General features: G+C 70.9%; 19 protein-coding genes. 9 read left to right on the forward strand and 10 right to left on the reverse strand.

What is annotated here, in order from left to right:
* The first annotated feature begins 43 nt into the window (after window positions 1–43).
* Window positions 44–1,927 carry a transglycosylase domain-containing protein gene (locus ACWIHT_RS32485; protein ID WP_456171859.1) on the forward strand — a complete coding sequence of 628 codons (1,884 nt, stop codon included), beginning with the start codon at window positions 44–46 and terminating at the stop codon, window positions 1,925–1,927.
* Here the strand turns inward: ACWIHT_RS32485 and ACWIHT_RS32490 are convergent.
* Both ACWIHT_RS32490 and ACWIHT_RS32495 read right to left on the reverse strand, forming a co-directional pair.
* Entirely contained in the window at window positions 1,914–2,618 is a 705-nt protein-coding gene (locus ACWIHT_RS32490; protein ID WP_456171860.1) for a hypothetical protein, read from the reverse strand. The two genes, ACWIHT_RS32485 and ACWIHT_RS32490, sit on opposite strands and share 14 nt — an antisense overlap.
* A complete protein-coding gene (locus ACWIHT_RS32495; RefSeq protein ID WP_456171861.1) occupies window positions 2,608–3,123 on the reverse strand; it encodes a SigE family RNA polymerase sigma factor in 516 nt (171 codons plus the stop codon). Before ACWIHT_RS32495 ends, ACWIHT_RS32490 begins: the two co-directional genes overlap by 11 nt.
* Window positions 3,124–3,258: 135 nt before the next feature.
* Between ACWIHT_RS32495 and ACWIHT_RS32500 the strand changes: the two genes are divergently transcribed.
* Both ACWIHT_RS32500 and ACWIHT_RS32505 read left to right on the forward strand, forming a co-directional pair.
* Window positions 3,259–4,365 carry a sigma factor-like helix-turn-helix DNA-binding protein gene (locus ACWIHT_RS32500; protein ID WP_456171862.1) on the forward strand — a complete coding sequence of 369 codons (1,107 nt, stop codon included), beginning with the start codon at window positions 3,259–3,261 and terminating at the stop codon, window positions 4,363–4,365.
* Entirely contained in the window at window positions 4,362–6,002 is a 1,641-nt protein-coding gene (locus ACWIHT_RS32505; protein ID WP_456171863.1) for a transglycosylase domain-containing protein, read from the forward strand. The genes ACWIHT_RS32500 and ACWIHT_RS32505 overlap by 4 nt, the downstream gene beginning before the upstream one ends.
* Window positions 6,003–6,007: 5 nt before the next feature.
* On the opposite strand, the gene ACWIHT_RS32510 is transcribed toward ACWIHT_RS32505, so the two are convergent.
* The 3 genes from ACWIHT_RS32510 to ACWIHT_RS32520 all read right to left on the reverse strand — a co-directional run bounded on the left by ACWIHT_RS32510 (window position 6,008) and on the right by ACWIHT_RS32520 (window position 10,975).
* Window positions 6,008–9,037 (reverse strand): hypothetical protein, encoded by a 3,030-nt coding sequence (locus tag ACWIHT_RS32510; RefSeq protein ID WP_456171864.1) that lies wholly within the window; start codon window positions 9,035–9,037, stop codon window positions 6,008–6,010.
* A gap of 104 nt (window positions 9,038–9,141) precedes the next feature.
* Window positions 9,142–10,269, reverse strand: a complete 1,128-nt coding sequence (locus ACWIHT_RS32515) for a sensor histidine kinase (protein WP_456171865.1) — start codon at window positions 10,267–10,269, stop codon at window positions 9,142–9,144.
* Window positions 10,262–10,975, reverse strand: a complete 714-nt coding sequence (locus ACWIHT_RS32520; RefSeq protein ID WP_456171866.1) for a response regulator transcription factor — start codon at window positions 10,973–10,975, stop codon at window positions 10,262–10,264. The genes ACWIHT_RS32515 and ACWIHT_RS32520 overlap by 8 nt, the downstream gene beginning before the upstream one ends.
* A 192-nt stretch (window positions 10,976–11,167) precedes the next feature.
* Here ACWIHT_RS32520 and ACWIHT_RS32525 point away from each other — a divergent pair, with 192 nt between their 5' ends.
* The 5 genes from ACWIHT_RS32525 (at window position 11,168) to vanX (ending at window position 16,273) form a co-directional block, all read left to right on the forward strand.
* A complete protein-coding gene (locus tag ACWIHT_RS32525; protein ID WP_456171867.1) occupies window positions 11,168–12,112 on the forward strand; it encodes an endonuclease/exonuclease/phosphatase family protein in 945 nt (314 codons plus the stop codon).
* 76 nt (window positions 12,113–12,188) lie between these two features.
* A complete protein-coding gene (locus ACWIHT_RS32530; protein WP_456171868.1) occupies window positions 12,189–13,364 on the forward strand; it encodes a lipid II:glycine glycyltransferase FemX in 1,176 nt (391 codons plus the stop codon).
* Between the two features lie 263 nt (window positions 13,365–13,627).
* Entirely contained in the window at window positions 13,628–14,623 is a 996-nt protein-coding gene (locus tag ACWIHT_RS32535) for a D-isomer specific 2-hydroxyacid dehydrogenase family protein (RefSeq protein WP_456171869.1), read from the forward strand.
* Window positions 14,616–15,668, forward strand: a complete 1,053-nt coding sequence (gene vanA / locus ACWIHT_RS32540; protein ID WP_456171870.1) for a D-alanine--(R)-lactate ligase — start codon at window positions 14,616–14,618, stop codon at window positions 15,666–15,668. The genes ACWIHT_RS32535 and vanA overlap by 8 nt, the downstream gene beginning before the upstream one ends.
* Window positions 15,665–16,273, forward strand: coding sequence for a D-Ala-D-Ala dipeptidase VanX (gene vanX, locus ACWIHT_RS32545; RefSeq protein ID WP_456171871.1), 609 nt, complete (start codon window positions 15,665–15,667; stop codon window positions 16,271–16,273). The genes vanA and vanX overlap by 4 nt, the downstream gene beginning before the upstream one ends.
* Before the next feature lie 38 nt (window positions 16,274–16,311).
* Here vanX and ACWIHT_RS32550 read toward each other — a convergent pair whose 3' ends face one another.
* From ACWIHT_RS32550 to ACWIHT_RS32560, 3 genes are all read right to left on the reverse strand, one after another.
* Entirely contained in the window at window positions 16,312–17,544 is a 1,233-nt protein-coding gene (locus ACWIHT_RS32550) for a serine hydrolase domain-containing protein (RefSeq protein ID WP_456171872.1), read from the reverse strand.
* A 269-nt stretch (window positions 17,545–17,813) separates the two neighbouring features.
* A complete protein-coding gene (locus ACWIHT_RS32555) occupies window positions 17,814–18,581 on the reverse strand; it encodes a hypothetical protein (RefSeq protein ID WP_456171874.1) in 768 nt (255 codons plus the stop codon).
* A gap of 42 nt (window positions 18,582–18,623) precedes the next feature.
* Window positions 18,624–18,950, reverse strand: coding sequence for a hypothetical protein (locus ACWIHT_RS32560; RefSeq protein WP_456171875.1), 327 nt, complete (start codon window positions 18,948–18,950; stop codon window positions 18,624–18,626).
* Between the two features lie 204 nt (window positions 18,951–19,154).
* Between ACWIHT_RS32560 and ACWIHT_RS32565 the strand changes: the two genes are divergently transcribed.
* Window positions 19,155–20,762 (forward strand): XRE family transcriptional regulator, encoded by a 1,608-nt coding sequence (locus ACWIHT_RS32565; protein WP_456171876.1) that lies wholly within the window; start codon window positions 19,155–19,157, stop codon window positions 20,760–20,762.
* 13 nt (window positions 20,763–20,775) lie between these two features.
* On the opposite strand, the gene ACWIHT_RS32570 is transcribed toward ACWIHT_RS32565, so the two are convergent.
* Together ACWIHT_RS32570 and ACWIHT_RS32575 are read right to left on the reverse strand one after the other, a co-directional pair.
* The gene (locus ACWIHT_RS32570) at window positions 20,776–21,423 is read right to left on the reverse strand and encodes a hypothetical protein (RefSeq protein WP_456171877.1); all 648 of its coding nucleotides are present in this window, start codon (window positions 21,421–21,423) and stop codon (window positions 20,776–20,778) included.
* Window positions 21,420–21,995 (reverse strand): RNA polymerase sigma factor, encoded by a 576-nt coding sequence (locus ACWIHT_RS32575; protein ID WP_456172070.1) that lies wholly within the window; start codon window positions 21,993–21,995, stop codon window positions 21,420–21,422. Before ACWIHT_RS32575 ends, ACWIHT_RS32570 begins: the two co-directional genes overlap by 4 nt.

The raw sequence follows: 21,995 nt of genomic DNA on the forward strand, positions 1-21,995 counted from the left end.
ACTCCAGTTGGCGGGGAACAAGGTGAACGAGGAGTCCCCCACGATGCGATCCCACCGTGCCGCGCGCTCCGGCCGCGGGCGCCTGCTCGACTACCCGCGCCGCGGCGGAAGGGGCCTCCGCCGCTGGCTGCCCTCCTGGCGGCAGCTGCTCGGCGGCTTTCTGCTCACCGTCGGCAGCCTGTGCGGGCTCTTCGCCTACGGGTACGCGCGGGTCTCCATCCCGGACGAGAACGCGGCGGCCCGGCAGGAGGCCAACGTCTACTACTGGGCCGACGGCAGCCAGATGACGGCCGTGGGAGCGGTGAACCGGCAGATCGTGCCGCTGTCCCAGATCCCCGTCCCGATGCGGAACGCGGTGGTCGCGGCGGAGAACGCGAGCTTCTACAGCGATCCCGGCGTCTCCCTCACGGGCGAGTTACGGGCGGTCGTCAACATGGTCAAGGGCCAGGACGTGCAGGGCGGTTCGACCATCACCCAGCAGTTCGTGAAGAACACCTATCTGTCGCAGGACCAGACCTACACCCGCAAGATCAAGGAGTTCTTCATCTCCCTGAAGCTGAGCCGCACCAAGTCCAAGGACCTCATCCTCCAGGGCTATCTGAACAGCAGCTGGTTCGGCCGCCAGGCCTACGGCATCCAGGCCGCCGCCTACGCCTACTACGGCATCCCGGCCAAGGACCTCGACCCGAGCCGGGCGGCGCTGCTGGCGGCGACACTGAAGGGCGCGGAGCAGTACGACCCCTCGCTGAGCGCCGCCAACCACGCCCGGGCGGTGACCCGTTGGAGCTGGATCCTGGACCGCGAGGTGGCGAGCGGGCTGATGACCCGGGCCGAGCGGAACAAGTACCGCACGTTCCCGGAGCCGAGGAAGCAGTCGGTGGCGACGAGCATGGCCGGCCAGATCGGCTATCTCGTCAATGTCGCCGACGCGTACATCACCAAGCGCACCGGGCTCGCCGACAAGGACCTCGCACGCGGCGGCTACCGCATCCACACCACCTTCGAGAAGGACAAGGTGCGGCGGCTGGAACAGGCCGTCAAGGACGTCACCGGCCAGGGCCTCGACCCGAAGCACCGCGCCGCCGACCGCTACGTCCAGGTCGGCGCCGCCACCGTCCGGCCCGCGGACGGCGCCGTACTCGCCCTGTACGGCGGCCCGGACGCCACCCAGCACTTCACCGACAACGCGGACACCTCCGGCGTACCGGCCGGGTCGGTGTTCAAGCCCTTCGCGCTCGCCGCCATCGTCGACGGCGAGCGGGGCCCCCGCCGCCTCCACTGGCCGGTGGCGACACCGCCTCCCGGAATCGCCGACATGCAGAGCGCGTTGGTGACCTCGGCGCACGCGCCCTTCGTCCAACTGGGCAAGTCCATAGGCTGGGTCTGGATCCGGAACGCGGCCGTCAAGGCCGGGCTGCTGAAGAGCAGCATGGCCCCACTGGAGCAGACCTTCCCGATCGGCACCTCGACCCCCAGCGCCATCCGGACGGCCGACGCCTACGCGACCTTCGCCAACAGCGGCCGGCAGAACGACCCCTACTCGGTGACCGGGGTGCTCCGGCACGGCAAGCCGGTCGGCGGCCTCCAACACCCGGACGCGCGGACCGCTTTCACTCCGGGAGTGGCCGCCACCGTCGACGAGGTGCTCCGGGGTGTCGCCTCCCTGAACGGTTCCCAGAAGATCGTCCCCGGCTCCGCCTCCGTCGCCACCGGCGCCGACGACCTGACCAAGTCGGCCTGGTTCGTGGGCTACACGAAGGACCAGTCCACCGCGATCACCCTCTTCCGCAACAAGCCCGGCCAGGCCCCGCTGCTCCCCCTCAAGGACACGGGTGGCGCCGATTCCCTCCGCGGCAATGTCTTCCCGCCACGGATCTGGGCCCGGTTCATGGGCTACGACGGGGACTTCGCGCTCAATCGCCGGTGACCGAGATGACGGTGCCGATCTTCACGTCCTGGTAGAACCACTTGGCGTCGCCGCCGTCCAGGCCGATCCAGCCGCCGGTGCCGCCGGTGCCCTGCTTGCCGAGGCTCTTCCCCTTGTAGAAGGTGGTGACGCCGACATAGACCGGCGTGTTGTCGGCGTCACGCAGTTCGACCGCGAGCATGACCTCGGTGTAGGAGCCGACTCCGTCGGTGGAGTCGGTGACGGTCACCACCTTGGTGTTGTGCTTCGCGTACACGGTCAACGGCCCGGCGAATGCTGGGCTGTTGGAGGAGTCCGAGGTCAGCGGCATGACCCGGCCCCCGAGGAACAGGGCACGCTTGGTGAGTTCCAGCGTGCCGGTGGCGGGCACCGCGGAGACGGGGGTCGACACCGCGGCGGAGGCGGAGGCGGCGGCGGAAGGCGACGGGGACGCCGACCCCGACTGCGACTGCGACGGGACGGGGGGCGCGGCGGCGCCCGGGAGCTGACGGCCGTTCTCCTTCCCCGTGAGGTCCAGGGTCAGCGCGCAGCCCACCAGGGCGAGAGCCACCGCACCCGCACCCAGCACGCCGACCGTCCGACGGCGCGCCCGGCGCACCGCACGGCCACGGACCTCGGCGCCGGTGAGGACCGGACGGGCCTCCTGTTCGGCGGCCAACTCGCGCAGCGCGACCGAGAGTTCATCCGACACGGCCGCTCTCCTTCCGAACCGGTCCCTCTGCCTCGTCCGGACCCAACTGCCTCGCCAGCGCCGCCCTTCCCCGGTACAGCCTGGCCTTCACCGTCCCCACGGGCGCACCCGTCTCGGAGGCTATCTGCTCGACACTCACATCACACAGATGGTGCAGGACGATCACCATCCGTTGCGCCGTGGGCAGTTGGCGCAGCGCGGCGACAAGTGCCGTGTGGTCGGGGCCGGGTCCGGGCGTGGACTCGGGCGGCGGGGTGCGGCGCACCAGCTCCAGCCAGCGTCTGGCCCGGCGCCAGCGGCTGACCGCCAGCCGCATGGCGACGGTGCGTATCCACGCCTCGGGTGCCTCGTCCGCGAGGAAGTCCCCGCGCCGGTCCCAGGCCCGTACGAACGCCTCCTGGACCACGTCCTGCGCCTCCTCGCGATCCCCGGTGAACGCCGCGAGCTGGCCGGTCAGCCGGGGGAACGCGGCGGCGTAGAAGGCGTCGAACTCGTCCTCGGTCATGACCTCACCGGCGTCTTGGAATTCCGTGCAACCTGGCCGCCGCACCGTGCGTACAGGAAAGACGGCGAACACGCGTCCCAGGATCCACTTCCCCCACAGTCGTATCAGAGACAGCCGCATCGGAGGACCACCGAAGTGCCCGACCCCCACGACGACTTCACCACGTACGCGCACGCGCAACTGCCCCGGCTGGTCACCACCGCGCACCTGCTCTCGGGCGCCACCGGAGACCCCCGGGAGGCGGCCGAGCCGGTGCGGAGAACGCTGGTGAGGGTGTGTGCGCGGTGGCGCCGGATACCTCGGGACGACGTGGACTTCTATGTGCTGCGGTCCCTGGTGAAGGAGTTCCTGCGCGGGGCGCGCCGCCAACGGGCCCTGTCCGGCGGTGTGTTGAAGGACACGTCCGCGCGGCAGCGGGCGGTGCTCGTGCTGCTGCACCGGGAGGGGCTGCGGGAGGTGGAGGTCGCCCAGCTGCTCGGCTGGTCGGCCGGTGCGGTGGGCAGCAGGGCCCGGCGGGGGCTGGCGGTGTGCGGGGGTGACGCGGGGCGGCTGCGGGAACGCTTGACGGAGGTTGCCGAGGCGGCCCAAGTCGGCGCCGGGGACGTCCCGTTCGGCGTGGCGCTCGATGACGTCGAGCGGCGGGGCCGGGCGCTGCGCCGCCGCCGTAGAGCCGTGGGCGCGGCGGTCTGCGCGCTGCTGCTGGTTCCGGCGGGTGTCCTCGCCGTCGGGCGGATCGTGGGCGGTGGCTCGGCGGGCGGGGCGGTCGCCGGGGCGGTGGACGTGGCGCGGAGTCCGATACGGATCGTCGCGCCGGGCGAGCGGGTGGCCGCCGTGCCGGGGGTGCAGGTGTGGCTGACGAGCGACGGCAAGCACTGGTCGACACCGCAACGGCCCAACCAGTTCGTCGGGTTGACCGACGGCAGCTACGCGAGCGGCTCGAAGGCGGGCGCCGGGAAGCCCGCCGCCTCCATGCAGCCCGACCGGCTGAACAGCTCGTACTTCCTGTCCGGCCTGTACCGGGGCCTGTCCGCCGACCCGGCGCGCGTCGAGATCACCGTCGACGACAACAGGATGACCGGCACGGTCCTCACGCTGGCGGGCAGTCCGGGCTGGGGCGTCTGGTACACGCGTGCGTCGCTGTCCCTGGCGGAGCTGAAGTCGAGCTACGGCGACGGCGGTCCGACCGTCACCGTGTACGACGCGGCCGGCAAGGTCGTCGCGCGGGGCGGGGTCGGCTGGTGAAGCGCACCGCCAGGTCCGCCAGGCCGCGCGTCCCGCTCCGCCTGCGGCTCCGCCGCAACCGGGGCCGTCTGCTGCGGCGGCTGATCATCGCCCTTCTCCTGCTGGTCGTGACGTTGTGCACGGCCGCGGTCGTCGCGTACCGGCTGACGGGGATCCCGGATCCGCACCCGGAGACCGTCACCCAGAGCACGGTCTTCGTCGACGACAAGGGCTCCTATCTGGGCAGGCGCGGTCCCGTCGACCGCCAGGAGGTGCCGCTGTCACAGGTCCCGAGGTATGTCCAGGACGCCGTGATCGCGGCCGAGAACCGCACCTTCCGCACCGACGACGGGGTGTCGCCGCGCGCCCTCGCCCGCGCGGTGCTGGCCTCGCTGACCGGCGGCGAACGGCAGGGCGGCTCCACCATCACCCAGCAGTACGTCAAGAACGCGCTGCTGAGCCCGGAGCAGTCGCTGTCGCGCAAGGCCCGCGAGGCACTGATCGCGATCAAGCTCGACCGCACCCGCTCCAAGGACGAGATCCTGGCGGGCTATCTCAACACCGTGTATTTCGGCCGGGGTTCGGCCGGTATCGAGGCCGCGGCGCGCAACTACTTCGGCGTGGACACCCGGAACCTGACCGTCTCCCAGGGCGCCGCGCTGGCCGCGATCGTCAACATCCCGTCGTACTACGAGAAGGCGGGCTCCGACCCCAAGGTGACGGCGACGCTCCGGGCGCGCTGGGAGTGGGTGCTCGACGCGATGGCGGCGAGCGGGAGCATCACGGCGAAGCAGCGCGCCGAGGCCGCGTTCCCCGCGTTCCGTTTCTATCCGCCGGGGGCGACCGAGGGGCAGCGGCAGTACATGATCGACGTGGCGACGCAGGAGGCCGCCGATCAACTGGGCATCACCGAGGACCAGTTGGCGCGCGGCGGCTACACCGTGCACACCACCTTCGACCTGGCGCTCCAGGACGCCACCACCGAGGCGGTCAAGGACATCAAGGGCGGGAAGGGCATCACGTTGCACACCGCCGCCGTGGCGATCGTGCCCGGCGACGGGGCGGTACGGCTGCTGTACGGGGGCTCCGACTATGCCCGGCAGCCGTTCAACGACGCGGTGGGCGGCGCGGTGGAGGCCGGGACGGCCCTGGACCCCTTCGCCAAGTTCCCGCTCGGCGCCCCGCTGACCGCGCTGCCGAAGACCGCGGCGCCCACCCCGCTCAAGCTGGCCTCGGCATACGCGACCGTCGCGGCGAACGGAATCTACGCGGCGCCGTACACGGTCACGAAGATCACCCGGGACGGCCGTCAGGTGTACACCGCGCACCCCGACACCCGGCGCGCGCTGGACGAGAAGGACGCCTTGATGGTGAACGCGATGTTGTCCAAGTCGTATGTCGGCGCGCTCCCCGCGGTCCCCGCCGCGCAGCGCGCCCCGGTGACCGTCTTCACGGCCGGCGCGGGCGGCGGAATCACCCGCCGCACCGTGTGGTCCACCCGCCTGGACTCCCAACTCGCCCTGACGGTGGCCCTGTTCGCCGACCGCCCGGGCAAGAAGAAGAACACCACCGCACCGGCCCAACTCCCGAACGACCCGCCGCCGACCCAGTCCGCCACGGAGACCACGGAACAGATCTGGCGGTCGGCGACGGGGTGAGCGGGTCAGAGGGTGGTCAGCACCCCGTCAAGGGTGACGGTCGAGCGGGCCGAGGTGCTGCCCGCGAGGACGCGGAGCTGCACCTTGTGGGACTTGACCGTGGTGCCGAGGGTGCGGGTGAAGACCACTTGGCGGTAGGCGGTCTTCGCCGCGTAGGTGTTGACCGTGCCGACCGTCTTTCCGTCGACGACGACCGCGAAGCGGCCTCCGTTGGACTTCTTGGTGGCCACGACGCGGAGTTGGGTGCCGTTCGCGGTGAAGGAGACGTACGCGCCCTTGCTGGCGGAGGTGCGAACAGTGCCCGCCCACGCGGCAGTCGAGGACGCCGACTTCCAATTGCCCGTGTAGTGCAGGGCCGTGGCCCGGTCGTCGAGCGGGATGCCCGTCGTCGCCGCCTTGCTCCACGCGCCGGTCTGGCCGGCGTCGTCGTGGGCGCGGACGGAGAAGCGGTAGGTGACTCCGGGCACGGGCTTGACGGGGCTGCCCGACTTGCCGAAGGTCGCCGACGTCGCCGTGGTCGCGGTGCGCCAGGTCTGGAGCGGGCCGAGCGTCCAAGTACCCGCGCTGTTGCGGGTGGTCACGCGCCAGGCGATGTCGTACGACTTCACGCCCGCCGTCTTCGCCGACCAGGTGACCGGCACGGCCGCGGTGGTTCCCGCGCTGCTCGCGACGGCCGGTGCGGTGACGGTGGCGGCGGGAACGGCCCGGCGCAGGGTGACCTTGCCGGTGGCGTCGGCCGCCGGGCGGCCGGTGACCGTGTCGGTCGCGGTCAGCGTCCAGGTGTAGGCGCCCTCACCCGCTGACGTGCCGGTCCCCGTGGTGCCGTTCCACGACGGGGCGACCTTGCCGGTGGCGCTGGTGCCGGTCAGTGAACGGACCTGTGTGGAGCCTGACTTGAGGGTGAGCGTCCAGTTCACCGGACGGTCGTAGGTCCAGGTGGGGGTCCAACTGTCCGACGAACCGTCGCCGTTGGGGCTGAAGCCGGTCGGGGCGGTCGCGGCCTTGGCCGCGGTGGGGACGCCCGCCCAGGTCACGTGGGTGACTCCGGAGTCGTCCATCCAGGCCGCCCAGGGGGCGTCACGGTCGACCGTCCAGCGTTCGGCGGCGGCCGAGTCGGCGCGGTCGGGGAGCGTGAAGAGGGCGTGTGCCGTGGTGTCCGTGCCGGTCAGGGACTGGGCGTCGAGCGTGACGGCGGCGCTGCCGGAGGCCTTGGTGAACGTGTAGAGGACGTCCGTGCCGAGGATCGGGCTGCGGACGAAATCGGAGTCGTCCACGGTGGTGGTCGCCGAGCTGCCCGCCGTGAGGAGCAGGTAGGTGGAGGAGGTGGCTCCGCAGAGGGCCAGGATGCGGGAGCCTCGTACCTGGAGACCGCCGGGTTGGCAGTTCACCGTGGCGACGGTGGTGACCGCGCCGGTCGTGATGTCGGTGCGGTGGATCGACCAGGTGGTCGTGGTGCCGTTGCGCTCCGAGGTGTACAGACCGCCGTCGGACAGGGCGCTGCCGGACGGCACCCGCTGGGAGTGCCCGTCCGCGAAGGTGTAGAGGAGCAGGGTGCCGCCGTACACCGTGGTCTTGTCCGAGAGCAGCGCGTGCGCGCCGTCGAAGTCCTCGACCGCCACCACCGAGGTGTCCGTGTACGCGAGCGGTGTGCCGACCTGCGTGCCGTTCTCGTAGACCTGGAACTGGCCCGCGTTCCCGGCCTGCGTCTGCTCGACCAGGATCCGTGCGCCGGCCGCGGCCAGCGTCTGGTGCACCACGCCGCCGGAGTACGCGAGCACCCGCGACGGCGTGCTCGCCGAGGCCCCGGACGCACCGACCGTCAGATCCGAGCGGAGCACGACCCCGTCGGGCCGGGACGAGTCGTCGGCGGTGTAGAGCGTGCCGCCGGACAGGGCCAGCGCGTCCAGCCGGGCGAGTCCGGCGGGGATGGTGGTGGCGTCGCCCGCGGTGGTGGAGATCCGGCCGTCGGTGAGGGTCTGGATCGCGGCGTCGACGTCGGGGCGGTAGAGCGAGGTGCGCATCCGGCCGTCGTCGCCGACCTCGACCTCGCGGAAGGTGCCGCCGAGGTCCTTGGCCACGGCGGATCCGTCCCGGGGTATCGCGAACAGTTCGTTCGAGGCGTCGGAGTCGTTGCGCTGGTACCAGGCGAGGGTGTCGTCGCTGATCCAACGGGCGTTCGCGACCGGCAGGTTGACGGTGGACGGGCCGTCGCCGGGCGCCGCGCGCCGCCACTCGGTCAGGGTCGCGCCGTCGACGACGCCGAAGTGGGCGGGGGTGAACTCCAGGGCCTGGGGCAGTTCGCCGGTCGTGGGCTCGGCCACGGTGACCGTCGTGCCGGTGGCGAAGTCGACGTAGACGATCTCGTAGCCCCAGCCGGGCGCGGTCCGCCGCTCCACCAGGGCGCCGTCGGCGTCCGAGTCGAGGACCTCGTACTGCGCGTCGCCGGAGAGGAGGGTGCGGTCCGTGGCGCCGGGGGCGCGCAGCAGCAGGCGCACGCGGTAGGCGGAGGCGTCGTCGTAGTAGCTCTGCTGGACGAGGATGCCGTCGCCGGCCTGAGCCCGGTAGCGCTCGTCGCCCGCTGCGCCCGAGCTGTCGTAGGCGACCGGGAGGACGTCCTCGGCGCCGGAGTCGAGGTGGCGCAGGGTGACGTGGTCGGCGAGGGCGCCGTTCGGGTTGGTGGAGGTGGCCGCGGCCACGACGCCGTCCTGGACGGACACCGTGTGGACGGTCACCGTCTCGCCCGTGTCGGCGAGCCGGCCGAGGTCCTGCGGGGTGCCTCCGGCGACGGCGAGCCAGCCGTGCGCCGCCGTGTCGGCCGCGGTGGTCTGACTCCAGACGACCGTCTGGCCGGAACCGGACAGGTCGGTGGCGTCGGGCACGGAGGTCGTCCGCGCGGGGAGTGTCGCCGACACGTCGGTCGCGGATCCGGTCGCGGGTGCGGCGACGGCCGGGACGGTGGTGACGGCCTGGGCCACGGCGAGGGCCGTGAGGGCCGCTACCGGGACCGCGAGGAAGCGGCGTCTGTGGGAAGGCATGGCAGCCCGATCTCTCTTCGATCTCTCTTCGAACCCTCTTTGAAGCCCACTTCGAACAGCTTCGAGCGGCTTCGAACATCAAGGCGGGAATTGTCACACGGAGATCAGAATCGGCCGACGGCGGGATGCCGTTCGTACGGCCGGGGGTTCCGCGTGGGGAGTTCCACGGTGATGCGGAGTCCGCCGGAGGGGCGCGGAGTGAGGGTGAGGGTGCCGTCGTGTGCGTCGGTGATGGTCTTGACGATGGCCAGGCCCAGGCCGACGCCCGCCTGGTCGGTGTGGACGCGTTCGGTGCCGCGCTGGAACGGTTCGGTCAGGGTCGAGACGAGCTGCGGGGTGAGTCTCTCGCCGGTGTTCTCGACGGTGAGCGCCACCGTCCTCGGGCGGACCTCGGTGGTCACCCGCACGGTGCCCTCCGCGGGCAGGTTGTGGACGATCGCGTTGTGCACGAGGTTCGTGGTCAGCTGGAGCAGCAGCGCCGACGATCCGGTGGTGGGGGTGATGTCGCCGCCGGTCTCGATGGTGACGCCGTGCTTCTCCGCGAGCGGGAGCAGCGTCTCGGTGGCCTCCTCCGCGAGGAGGGACAGGTCGACGTGTTCCGGGGTGAAGGACCGTTGGTCGGCGCGGCTGAGCAGCAGTAGGGCCTCGATGAGGTCGATCGCCCGGGTGTTGACGGTGTGCAGGCGGTCGATGACCTCGCCGGTGTCGCGGCTCGGGTCGGTGCGGGCCACGTCGAGGAGCGTCTTCGAGACGGCCAGCGGGGTGCGCAGTTCGTGCGAGGCATTGGCCGCGAACCTTCGCTGACCGGCGACATGTGCTTCGAGCCGCGCGAGCATCGTGTCGAAGGAGTCGGCGAGTTCGCGGAACTCGTCGTTGCTGCCCGGCAGTTGGATCCGGTGCGAGAGCGATCCGGTCGCGGCCAGCCGGGTGGCGCCGGTGATACGGGTCAGTGGGGCGAGCATCCGTCCGGCCAGGAACCAGCCCCCGACGAGCCCGAACACCAGCAGGCCCGCCAGCGACACGACCGCGATCGGGGCGAAGGCGCGTACGACGGCGCCCTGGTAGCCGGGCATGAGGATCAGCCCGATGTGCGGCACCCGGCTGAGGAACACCCACACGGCGGAGAGCAGCAGCACACCGGCGACCATGAGGAACCCGGCGTAGCTGAGGGTGAGTTTGACGCGGACGCTGAGACCGGGGGGCCTGTCCGCCGGACCGGGGGGCCTATCCATGGGTGCCTCCGTCGGTCGCGGCTCCGTCGGTCGCGGCTCTGTCGGTCACTGTGTCGATGCGGTAGCCGACGCCCGGCACCGTGGCGATCAGCCAGGGTTCGCCGAGCCGTTTGCGCAGGGCGGAGACGGTGATGCGGACGGCGTTGGTGAAGGGGTTGGCGTTCTCGTCCCAGGCCCGCTCCAGCAGGTCCTCGGCGCTGACGACTCCGCCCTCGGCGGCGACGAGGACCTCCAGCACCGCGAACTGCTTGCGGGTGAGCGCGACATGGCGTCCCTCGCGGAACACCTCCCGGCGGAAGGGGTCGAGCCGCAGCCCCGCGATCTCCCGGACGGGCGGCCTGTTGTGGCCGCGCCTGCGGTCGAGGGCTCTCAGCCTGAGCACGAGTTCGCGGAGTTCGAAGGGTTTCGTGAGGTAGTCGTCGGCGCCGAGTTCGAAGCCGGACGCCTTGTCGTCGATGCGGTCGGCGGCGGTGAGCATGAGGATCGGGACGCCGCTGCCGGAGGCGACGATACGGCGGGCGACCTCGTCGCCGGAGGGGCCGGGGATGTCACGGTCGAGGACGGCGATGTCGTAGGCGTTGACGTCCAGCAGTTCCAGGGCGGTGTTCCCGTCGCCCGCGATGTCGGCCGCGATCGCCTCCAGGCGCAGGCCGTCGCGGACGGCTTCGGCCAGGTAGGGCTCGTCCTCGACGATCAGCACACGCATGCCGTCGAGGCTACGAGCCCGCGCGTATCGGTGACGTATCGAAAAGTTCATACGCGGCGGCAACACGAGGTGGTTTGGACTGACGGCATGAGCGCAGAGGTGGACGTCGGTCGAGTGGACGGCGTCGGGCGAGAGGGAAGTGCGGGCCGTCGCGACCCAGGCACCCGGCCGGGGCCCTGGAAGCGTGCCCCGATGTCGACCGCGCTGGCGCTGTCGCTCGGGCTGCTCCTGCTGCTGCACTCGTGGATCCCGAACGGGATCGGCGGGCTCGGCAGCCTGGTGGAGACCTTCCTGCCGTGGTTCGGCCTGTGCGTGCCGGTGCTGCTGGCCCGCGCGCTGTGGCGCCGCTCCGCCGCCGCGACGGTCGCGCTGGTGCTGCCCGTCGCCGTGTGGCTGAACCTCTTCGGCGGACTGCTCGGCGACAAGTCCCACGGGGTCGGCGACCTCACCGTGGTCAGCCACAACGTGGCCGCCGACAACCCCGACCCGACCGGCACCGCCCGCGCCCTGGCCGCCTCCGGCGCGGACGTACTGGCGCTGGAGGAACTCACCGCGCGGGCGAGCGGCACGTACGAGAAGGAGTTGGCGACGGCGTACCCGTACCACGCGGTGCTGGGCACGGTCGGGGTGTGGAGCAGGCTGCCGCTCTCGGACACCCGGGCGGTCGACACCGCGATCGACGTCGGGCCGCTCGCGGACCGCCTGCCGGCCGGTGCCAGGGCGGCCGAGAACCGGGCGCTGCGCACCACGGTGACCACGGACCGGGGGCCGCTCGCGGTGTACGTGGCCCATCTGGGATCCGTACGCGTGCTTCCCGGCAGCGGCTTCAGCACGGACGACCGGGACCGGGGCGCGCGGGCGCTCGCCAAGGCCGTCGCCGCCGAGCCGGACCGGCGGGTGGTGCTGCTCGGCGACCTCAACGGCACCACGGACGACCGTGCGTTCACCGGCCTGACCTCACGACTGCGCTCGGCCCAGGACATGGCAGGGGACGGCTTCGGCTTCAGCTGGCCGGCGGAGTTCCCGGTGGCCCGGATCGACCAGATCCTGGTGCGGGGCGTACGGCCGACCCGGTCGTGGGTGCTGCCGGCCACGGGCAGCGACCACTTGCCGGTGGCGGCCGGGATCAGTTGGTGAACACGCGCGGCCCATATCGTCGCCGTATCGGAAACCGCATACGCGCCGGCAACACCGCGCCCCCTTCACTGGGGGCATGGTCCACAACGAGCGAGCCCGAACAGCAGCCCGGCGTCCGACAGTTGAGCCGATCGGCGCCGCCGAGCATCTGGCGTTCGTCCGGGCGCGGCGGTCGGTCAGCTTTCTACAGACCCCGGCGTGGGGGCGCGTGAAGACCGAGTGGCGCAGCGAGTCGCTCGGCTGGTTCGACGGGCGGCGGCTGGTCGGTGCCGGGCTCGTCCTGCACCGCCCGGTACCGCGGCTGGACCGCTTCACGCTGGCCTACCTCCCCGAAGGCCCGGTCATCGACTGGACCGACGAGATCGACGCGTGGCTCGACCCGCTCGCGGCGTATCTCAAGGCGCGGGGCGCGTTCGCGATCCGGCTCGGCCCACCGGTGCGCACGCACACCTGGAATGCCGCGCAGGTCAAAGCGGGTATCGCCGACCCGGGCACGCGACGGCTCACCGACATCCCCGACCCGTGGACCGACCCGGTCGGCGCCCGCGTGACCGGCCGCCTCAAGGCGGCGGGCTGGCTGCCGCAGAGTCCGGAGGACGGTTTCGGGGTCGGCCATCCACAGTTCCGATACGAACTCCCGCTCGCCGGCCGCACCGAGGACGACCTGCTCGGCGCGATGAACCAGCTCTGGCGCCGCAACATCAAGAAGGCCGCGAAAGAAGGGGTCGAGGTCAGGGTCGGCGAGGTCAGGGGCGGCGAGGTCACCACGGGCGGGGACCTGAAGGCGTTCCACGACCTCTACGTCCACACCGCCGAGCGCGACCGCTTCACACCCCGCCCGCTGCGCTACTTCGAGACCATGTTCGCGGCGCTGAACGCCGAGGACCCCGACCGCATCAGCCTCTACCTGGCCCGCCACCGGGGCGACCTGGTCGCCGCCACCGTCCTGGTCCGCGTCGGCACCCACGCCTGGTACTCCTACGGCGCCTCCTCCACCGAGAAGCGCGAGGTGCGCGGCTCCAACGCCTGCCAGTGGGCGATGATCCGCGACTCACTGACCTCTGGCTGCGACGTCTACGACCTGCGCGGCATCACCCCCACCCTCGACGCCGACGACCCGCACACGGGTCTGATCCAGTTCAAGGTCGGCACCGGCGGCCGCGCGGTACGCCACGTCGGCGAATGGGACCTGCCCCTACGCCCCCTGATCTACCGAGCCTTCGACGCGTACATGAAGCACCGCGGCCGATGACCACCTACACCACCGTCGCGGCCGTGGCGGCTGCCGCGTTCAGCGCCGGGTGGGTACCCACTTGCGAAAGTGTGACGGAAGCCGAGGTTCCGTCACACTTCGCAGCGTGAAGGACGGCCGCCCGAGCCGGTCCAGCACGAGGTCGAGCACCCGTACGTCGGCGTGCTCCGCCCGGCCGAATAAAACCTGCGCACCACCACATATCGCCGGCATATCAAAAACCGCATACACGGCCGCAACACCGCACCGACTTCACTGGCGGTATGACGGACAGCGAGCCGACAGGAATCACCGCTTATGGATGCGGACAGGACGAGGCCGCTCAATTCCGCGAGCTGGCACCTCGCTTCGACGTGTCACCGACCATTACACACGCTCCGGTATCCGAAGCCACCATCGAACTGATCTCGGGAAACCGCTGCATCAGCGTGAGCCACAAGACCAGAATCACGCGCTCCACTCTCCTCGCCCTCGCCCGAGCCGGCGTCACCTACATCTCCACGAGAAGCATCGGCTACAACCACATCGACCTGGAATGCGCGGCGCGTGTAGGCATCTCCGTCGAAAATGTCGCCTACTCGCCCGACAGCGTGGCCGACTACACGCTGATGCTCATGCTGATGGCGATACGGAACGCGAAATCCACTCTCCGCCGCACGGACGCCCACGACTACCGACTGAACGAAGTGCGCGGGAAAGAACTGCGCGACCTGACCGTAGGAGTGATCGGAACGGGACGCATCGGCGGCGCGGTCGTGAAACGGCTACAGGGGTTCGGCTGCCGAATACTGGCCCACGACAATCACCACCGGTCTCCCGGTCTCGCCACGGACTACGTTCCTCTCGATGATCTGCTGCGGTCGAGCGACATCGTCACGCTCCACGCACCGCTCACCTCCCAAACCCATCACCTCCTCGACCGCCATCGCATCGAGCGGATGAAACACGGCGCCTTCGTCATCAATACCGGCCGCGGTCCGCTGCTGGACACCGAGGCCCTGGTTCCGGCGCTGGAAAGCGGCAGATTGGGCGGTGCGGCGCTGGATGTCCTCGAAGGGGAGGAAGGCATCTTCTACACCGACCGCAGGGACAGACCGATCGACCCGGTCGACAGCAAAACGCTGTTGCGACTGCATGAACTGCCGAACGTGGTCATCAGTCCGCACACCGCCTACTACACGGACCACGCCCTGAGCGACACGATCGAGAACTCCATCGTCAACTGCCTGAAATTCGAGAACAGGAATCAACATGGCTGAGCTGAAGATCGGAATCATATTCGGCGGCAGCTCCGAGGAACACCCCGTCTCCGTCAAGTCCGCCCAGGAGATCGCACGGAACCTCGACACCGAGAAATACGAACCGTTCTACATCGGAATCACGACGAACGGCGCCTGGAAACTCTGCGACGCCCCCGGCCCGGACTGGGAGCACTCCGCCAACCGTCCGGTCGTCCTCTCGCCGGACCGAGACGCACACGGACTGCTCGTGCTGGAGCAGGGCCGATACGGCACGATCCGCCTGGACGTCGTCCTGCCCGTCCTGCACGGCAGGCTCGGCGAGGACGGCTCGATACAGGGCCTGCTGGAACTCTCCGGCATCCCCTACGCGGGCTGCGACGTCCAGAGTTCCGCCCTCTGCATGGACAAATCCCTTGCCTACCTCGTGGCCGGAAACGCGGGAATATCCACGCCGAACTTCTGGACCCTCGATCGCACCGACAGCATCGACCCCGACCGGCTCCCCTATCCCGTCTTCGTGAAGCCGGCCCGTTCGGGATCGTCCTTCGGCGTCAGCAAGGTGTCCCGAAAAGAGGAACTGCCGAACGCGGTGGACATCGCGAGGCGGTACGACTCGAAGGTGCTGATCGAAGAAGCCGTCGTCGGCCGGGAAATCGGATGCGCCGTCCTGGGCAACGACCCGGATCTGATCGTGGGCGAGGTGGACCGAATATCCCTCTCGCACGGATTCTTCAGAATCCATCAGGAGAAAGAGCCCGAGAGCGGTTCCGAAAACTCGACGGCGATCGTCCCCGCCGACATTCCGGCAGCGTCAAGAGCACTGGTCCAGGAAACCGCGAAGGCCGTGTACCGCGCCCTGGGATGCAGAGGTCTGGCACGGGTGGACATGTTCCTCACGGACGACGGTCGGGTAATCCTCAACGAGGTCAACACACTCCCCGGCATGACGTCATACAGCCGATACCCGAGGATGATGGCAGCCGCGGAACTTCCGCTCTCCGAGGTGATCGACCGGCTGGTTTCACTGGCTCTGTCCGTGCCGTTCCCGGAGAAAAGCAAATGAAGGACGACTTCGCCTTCGTGGACGAGCTCGTATCCGGAATACGCTGGGACGCCAAGTACGCCACCTGGGACAACTTCACCGGCAAACCGGTGGACGGTTACCTGGCGAATCGCATCGTCGGCACAACAGCTCTGTGCATCGCCCTGAAAAGCGCGCGGGAGGAGGCGGCGTCCCTCGGCTTCGGCCTGCTCCTCTGGGACGGCTACCGCCCCCAACGCGCCGTGAACCGCTTTCTCCATTGGTCACAACAGCCGGAGGACGGCCGGACGAAGCCGCGACACTATCCGAACATCGACCGGGCCGAGATGTTCGAGAGAGGATATGTGGCCGCCAGGTCCGGCCACAGTCGGGGCAGCACCGTCGACCTGACGCTGTACCACCTCGACACCGGCGAACTCGCCGCCATGGGCGGTGGCCATGACCTGATGGATTCCGTCTCGCACCACGGAATACGGGCAATCACGCATACCGAAGCGGCGAACCGCCGGCATCTCCACTCCATCATGGACACCGCGGGCTTCAACTCGTACGCCTGCGAGTGGTGGCATTACACCCTGAAATCCGAACCCTATCCGGACACCTATTTCGACTTTCCCGTCACATGACCGAGCCTGGCGTCAGAAGCTGGAACGGCGGGGGACCGCTAGCGGAGGGACTCCGGGTTCGACGGGACCGGCCGGTCGTAGACGTGGTCCGGGGTGACGATCTCGGTGACCGCGCGGGCGACGAGTGAGGACGGTTCCTGGCCGCCGTAGGTGATGTCGGTGTTGAGGATGACGACCAGGGTGGCCTTCTGCGAGGGGAGGTAGACGGTGACGGTCTCGTAGCCGGGGATGGAGCCGTTGTGGCCGATCCAGCCGCCGCTCTCGAAGATGCCCAGGCCGTAGCTGAGGCCGGGGAAGCCGGTCGGCAGCAGCCTGAGCCGCTGCCGCTGGGTCTCCGGGCTGAGGAGCGTGCCGGTGGCGACGGTCCTGGCCCAGCCGCGCAGATCGTGCAGGTCGGAGATCATCGCCCCGGCCGTCCAGGCCCAGCTGGGGTTCCAGTCCGTGGCGTCGGCGACCGCGCCGCTCAGCGTCTGGCTGGTGTAGCCGCGTGCGTGCGGGTCGGGGAACTCGGGGCCGCCGGGGAGCAGCGTGTGGCCGAGGTGCGCGGGGCGCAGCACGCGCCGGTCGATGAAGTCGGCGGCGCGCTGCCCGCTGACCTTCTCGATCACCAGGCCGAGCAGCACCAGATTGGTGTTGGAGTACTCGAACCGCGTGCCCGGCGCGAACGTGTTGTCGTGCTTGAAGCCATACGCGAGCACCTCGCGCGGGGTGAACGAGCGGCTGGTGTCGCTCAGCAGGTCGTGCACGAAGCCGGGGTCGGCGGTGTAGGGGAACAGTCCGCTGCGCATCTCGGCGAGGTGGCGCAGCGTGATGTGCCGGCCGTTCGGCACGCCGCGGACGTAGCGGGAGATCGGGTCGTCCAGCCGGATCCGCCCGTCGTCGACGAGCCTGAGCAGCGCGGTGACCGTGAAGGTCTTGGTCTCGCTGCCGATGCGCGCGTACAGGCCGGTGGTCATCGGGCGGTGGGTGACGGTGTCGGCGACGCCGGTCGCGCGGACGTAGCACCCCTTGCCGGGCATCCACAGCCCGACGACGACACCGGGGATGCCGGCCTGGCGGCGGACGTCGGCGACGGCCTTGTCCAGCCGGGCCGTGGTCGTACGGCCGAGACCGCCCGCCGGGCCCGCCGGGCAGTCGTCCCGGTCGCCGCCCGGGAAGGAGACGGTTGCGGCAGTCGTCGTGGCCGTGGCGGATGTGGTTGCCGTCGGGAGCAGTACGGACGCCGCCAGCAGCGCGGCTGCCACCAGGCGTCGGGAAGGAGTACGTCGCATGCCGGGGCGCTTCTTCCGGTTGGGGGTTGAGGTGGCCACGCCACCATCCGGAGTCCGGCGGCAGGTCCTCCCGCACTGCGCGTCCCCGCGAGTCCACTCGATCGGACGGACGTTCGTCACACCGGGGGCACCCGCCCGCCGTGGCCGACACATACACCGACACCGACACCGACACCGACGCCGACGCCGATACCGACGGGCGGGTCCGGACCCCCCTGCCGGACCCGCCCTCAGGACCGGTCCACGCCCCGGCCCCGCTCACACGCCCCTCAAGACCGGGTCCGCCACCCGGGGTCGAGTCGGGTCACGCCTGTGTCCTGCTCGGCGGTCAGGTAGTCCCGTACGTGGGGAAGGCAGGCCGTGTCCAGGGTCCAGGACACGACCGTGGCCCGGCGGGGATGCGCCCGGGTGCGTGCGTCCCGGAGCCAGTCGAGGCAGGCGCCCACCAGGCAGCGGTAGTTGGTGCGGCTCGCGTTGTCGGACTCCAGGTCCGTGCCGTAGCCCGGGCCCTGCTCGCGGGCCAGTGTGACCCAGGGTTCGAGCACCCGCAGGGCGATGTCCGGGTCGCCGCTGCGCAGCGCGCCGAAGACCATGCCGAGCCGGTGGGCGCCCTCGGTGAAGTACGGGTCCTCGCGCATCGTCGCGCGCAGCCGGGCGTCGGTGTCCGCGAGGGTCACGAGCGCGTCCCGCCGCCGCCCCTTCATCAGGTGGTCCTCGAACGCCCAGCCCAGCAGGTGGAACCGGACGAGTACGGCGAGCTGCTCGTCGCCCTCCCGTTCCGCCCGGGACAGCAGGGCGTCGAGCCGGGCCTGTTCCGCGCCGTGCTCCCACGGCCAGGCGTGGCGGGGATACGTACCGCTGCCGCACTCGTCGCAGCGGCGCGGGATGCCGGGGCGGGGAGCGCTGAAGTAGCCGCTCCCGCCGCAGTCCGGGTCGTCGCACTCCCAGCCCCGGGCCAGGGCGCCGGCGGGCGCCTGGTAGCCGTCCCTGCTGGGCGGCAGCCGCCTCGGCCCCAGCAGTCTGTGCAGAATCTCCATCGACTCCCCTGTTCGTAGATTGGTTCCGGGTCAGGGTCCGGCTCAGGCCCCGGGGACCCGGCTGCGCGCATCGGCCCGCAACTTCCGGTCGCGGGCGGCGCGTTCGGCCTGGGTGAGCCGGCTGATCCGGCCCGAGCGGCTGCCGGGCCGTACGCCCCACGGCGAGGACGGCTGCCCTCTCAGCAACCACGTCACGAGCGTGATCTCCCAGCCGAGCGCCTTGACCATGCTGAACAGGAACCACTCGGGGCTGATCAGGATCAGCCCCGGCGGAACTCCGTGCCAGAACGAGCCGCCCGCCCGCCCGTTGAAGGTCCACAGCGCGATCGCCACCCCGAGCACATGCGCGAGCGCGAGCGTCGTCCCCATCGGTTTCTCCCCCCAGTCGTGCCCAAGTGCCGTTCCGCACGGGCCGGTTCCCTGTTGGTACCGCGTCGGTGGGGCCGGTTCCGGGCGCGTTGCACGGTTCGCCGGGCGGTGCAACGGCGGTCGCCGGGCGGTGGGAAATGGCGTATGGCGATGACATTTGTCGTCCTTGCCATGGTGCTGCCCGGCTGCTGCCAGACTTGCCGGATGGATGGTCACGCGGCGGTCGCCGCGGGTTCCGCACTTGGCCGACGGGCCCGCGTCGCCTGGCTGTTACGGGTCAACCGCCTGCTGGCCGAGGACAGTTCGCTGAGATCGCTGCCGGCCTTCGCGGCCGCCTTTCACGGCGGGGTGTACGACCGCGAGGTGAGCGTCAGCACCGTGTCGCGCTGGGAGACGAGCCGAACTCCCGTTCCCTGGCGGGCGGTTCGCCGCTACGAGGAACTGCTCGCACTCCCCCGCAACACGCTCACCGCCACCGCGCGCACCGTGTGGCGCTACTGGGCACCCGGTCCCGTCCTGGACGTCGACCCGGCCGGCCCCGCCGTGAGGCCTCTCGAAGACCTGCTGGAGCAGGCGGTGTCCGGTGACGTGATGACCGGTGACGACTGGGACCAGCTGGTGGACGGCCTGTGCGCGCGTCCCGACGTGGTGCTGATGCCCTCGGGCACCTGGTCCGCGCTGGCCGAACGGCTCGTCGAGGAGATGGTGATCGCCGACGACCTGCCGTGGATGCTCCGCTTCGAGTCCCTCAACCGGCTGCTGAACCACCGGCGGGGCGGCCGTACCGTCATCGCCGTGTGCGGCGCGATGGCCGCCGGGCGGGCCCGGCTGACGGCGACCGAGATCGTCTGCGCGCTGGACAACTGCGGGCACCCCGACGCGGCCGACCTGGTGCTGAGCGAACTCGCCCGGCCCAGCGGGCCGTTGGCGCATCGGGGCGCGGTGATGGCGTGTTTCCGCAAGGTGCGCTACCGACACTTCGACGACGGCCAGCTGCGCACGCTCGTCCGGGCGGTGCGGGACTCCTCCGGAGGCGGCCCGACCGGCGACCAGGTCGAGCCGCTGCGCGGGCATCTGTCCGCGCTGCACCCCGAGTACGCCCGCGCGGTACTGGGCCGCCGCGCCTCGACCGGGCCGTACGAACACGACAGGCACGGGAGCAGGGACGGGAACGGGTCCGATCCGGACGCCCGTGCGCTGGTGGCGGCGGCGGTCGGCAGGGTGACGGCGCGGCTGGGCACCGTAGAACCCGACCGGGTGGGCGATCCCGCGGTCCCGGCCACGCTGGTCGCCGAGACGCTGGCCAGTCCGCTCTTCGACGTCCGCCTCTACGCCGCCTTCCTGCTCGCGGCCACCCCGTACCGCCCGGTGCTGGCGGACGCGCTCGCGGCGGAGCTGGTCCGCCCGCCGGCCGTGCGGCACGAGCGGCTCGCGGTGGTGCTGCTGGAGGCGCTGCGCGTGGTCGGCGACCACCGCCACCGCGGGCTGCTCCAGCGGCTCGCGGTGCTGCCGAGCGTGCCGCGGCCCACCGCGTACGCCGCCGTGCGCGGCCTGGGCCATGTGGCGGCCGACCGGGCCACCGGGGACTTCCTGCGGACCGCCGTCGCCCACCACCACGCCGTGTGGCTGGGCAACCGGGACCCGGTGACCGCGGCCACGCTGGAAAGCCTGGTCTACGCGCTCGGGATGGCCTCGCGCGACGATCTGCTCACCGCGATCCTGACCGGGGCCGACTTCCTTCCGGTGGCGCGTACGGCCGCGGCCTGGTGGCTGGACATCCCCGGCCACCGGCGCGCGAGCGCCCTGCGGTAGCCGGGGTGGGTGGTCACTTCCCGTACGCCTTGAGGAACTTGGGGATCTCGTCGTCCGCGATGCCGTTCGCGCCGCACACGGGGACCACGCCCTTCTCGGCGGCCACGACGTAGCGGTCGCCGTCGATGAACGTGAGCGCCTCCGGGCGGCTGGTGTCGCTGTCGAGGACGACCGTGCGGGCGGTGCCGCCCTTCAGCCAGTGGTCGACGCGGAAGGTGACCACGGTGTCCTTGATGGACGTGACCGTTCCGATGAAGAGCGTCGGGTATCCGCGCAGGGTGTCGGGGTTGGGCGCCACGCACTTCGCGGAGCCGCCCTCGGCGGTGAGCCTCAGGGCCCCGGCGGCGGCCGAACTCCCGCTGTGCTTCGCCTGGTTGCCGCCCGTGTTCGCCGTACCACCGCCGCCGGCGCCATCGCCGCCGTTCGCCATGACGCCGATCCCGATGCCGCCGCCGAGGACGAGGAGGCCGACGGCCGCCGCGAGTCCGAGGAGGTGACGGCGCGGCCGTACCGTGGCGGGCTTCGCGGGCCGGAGCGCGTCCGTGGACGTGGTGGTGTTCAAGGTGTCCTCCACAAGCTGGTCGATGTCGGGCGGCGGAGCATCGTGGGTCAGTGCCGGGTCCGCGGCCTTCAGCCGGGCCAGCAACTCGTCGTCGTTCACTGACCGCTCCTTCCTTCATCGCTCTTGTGTCCGGGCCGTCCGTCATTCTTTCGCCCCAGCCGGTCGGCGAGTCTCGCCTTCGCGCGATGGAGCCGGATGCTCACCGCGTTGGGAGTCGACCCGGTCACCTCGGCGATCTGCCGCGGCGCCAGCCCCTCCCACGCCCACAGCCGCACCACCTCCCGGTCCGCCGCCCCCAGGGAATCGAGCGCGGCATGCAGTTCACCGTGCTCGGCGGCCTCCTGCGGAGCCCGCTGCTGGGTCCTGATCAACCGCTCGACCAGCCGGAGTCTGCGCCCGTCGGCGCGGCGGGCGTTCGCCAGGCAGCCCCGAGCCACCCCGTAGCACCAGGGCAGTACGTCGTCGGGGTCGGGAGGGGACGCGGAATCGTCGCCGAGGCCGGGGACGTCGTCGAGGCGCCGCCACAGCACCAGCATCGTCTCCGACAGGACGTCCTCGGCCGTCTCGGTGCTCGTGCGCCGCAGCAGATACCGGTGCAGCGGTTCCACCACCACCTGGGCCAGTCCTTCGAAACGCGCCCGCCGCATCCGGCGCGTCTCCTGTTCCGTCAT

This window comes from Streptomyces sp. NPDC002276 (assembly GCF_053891435.1).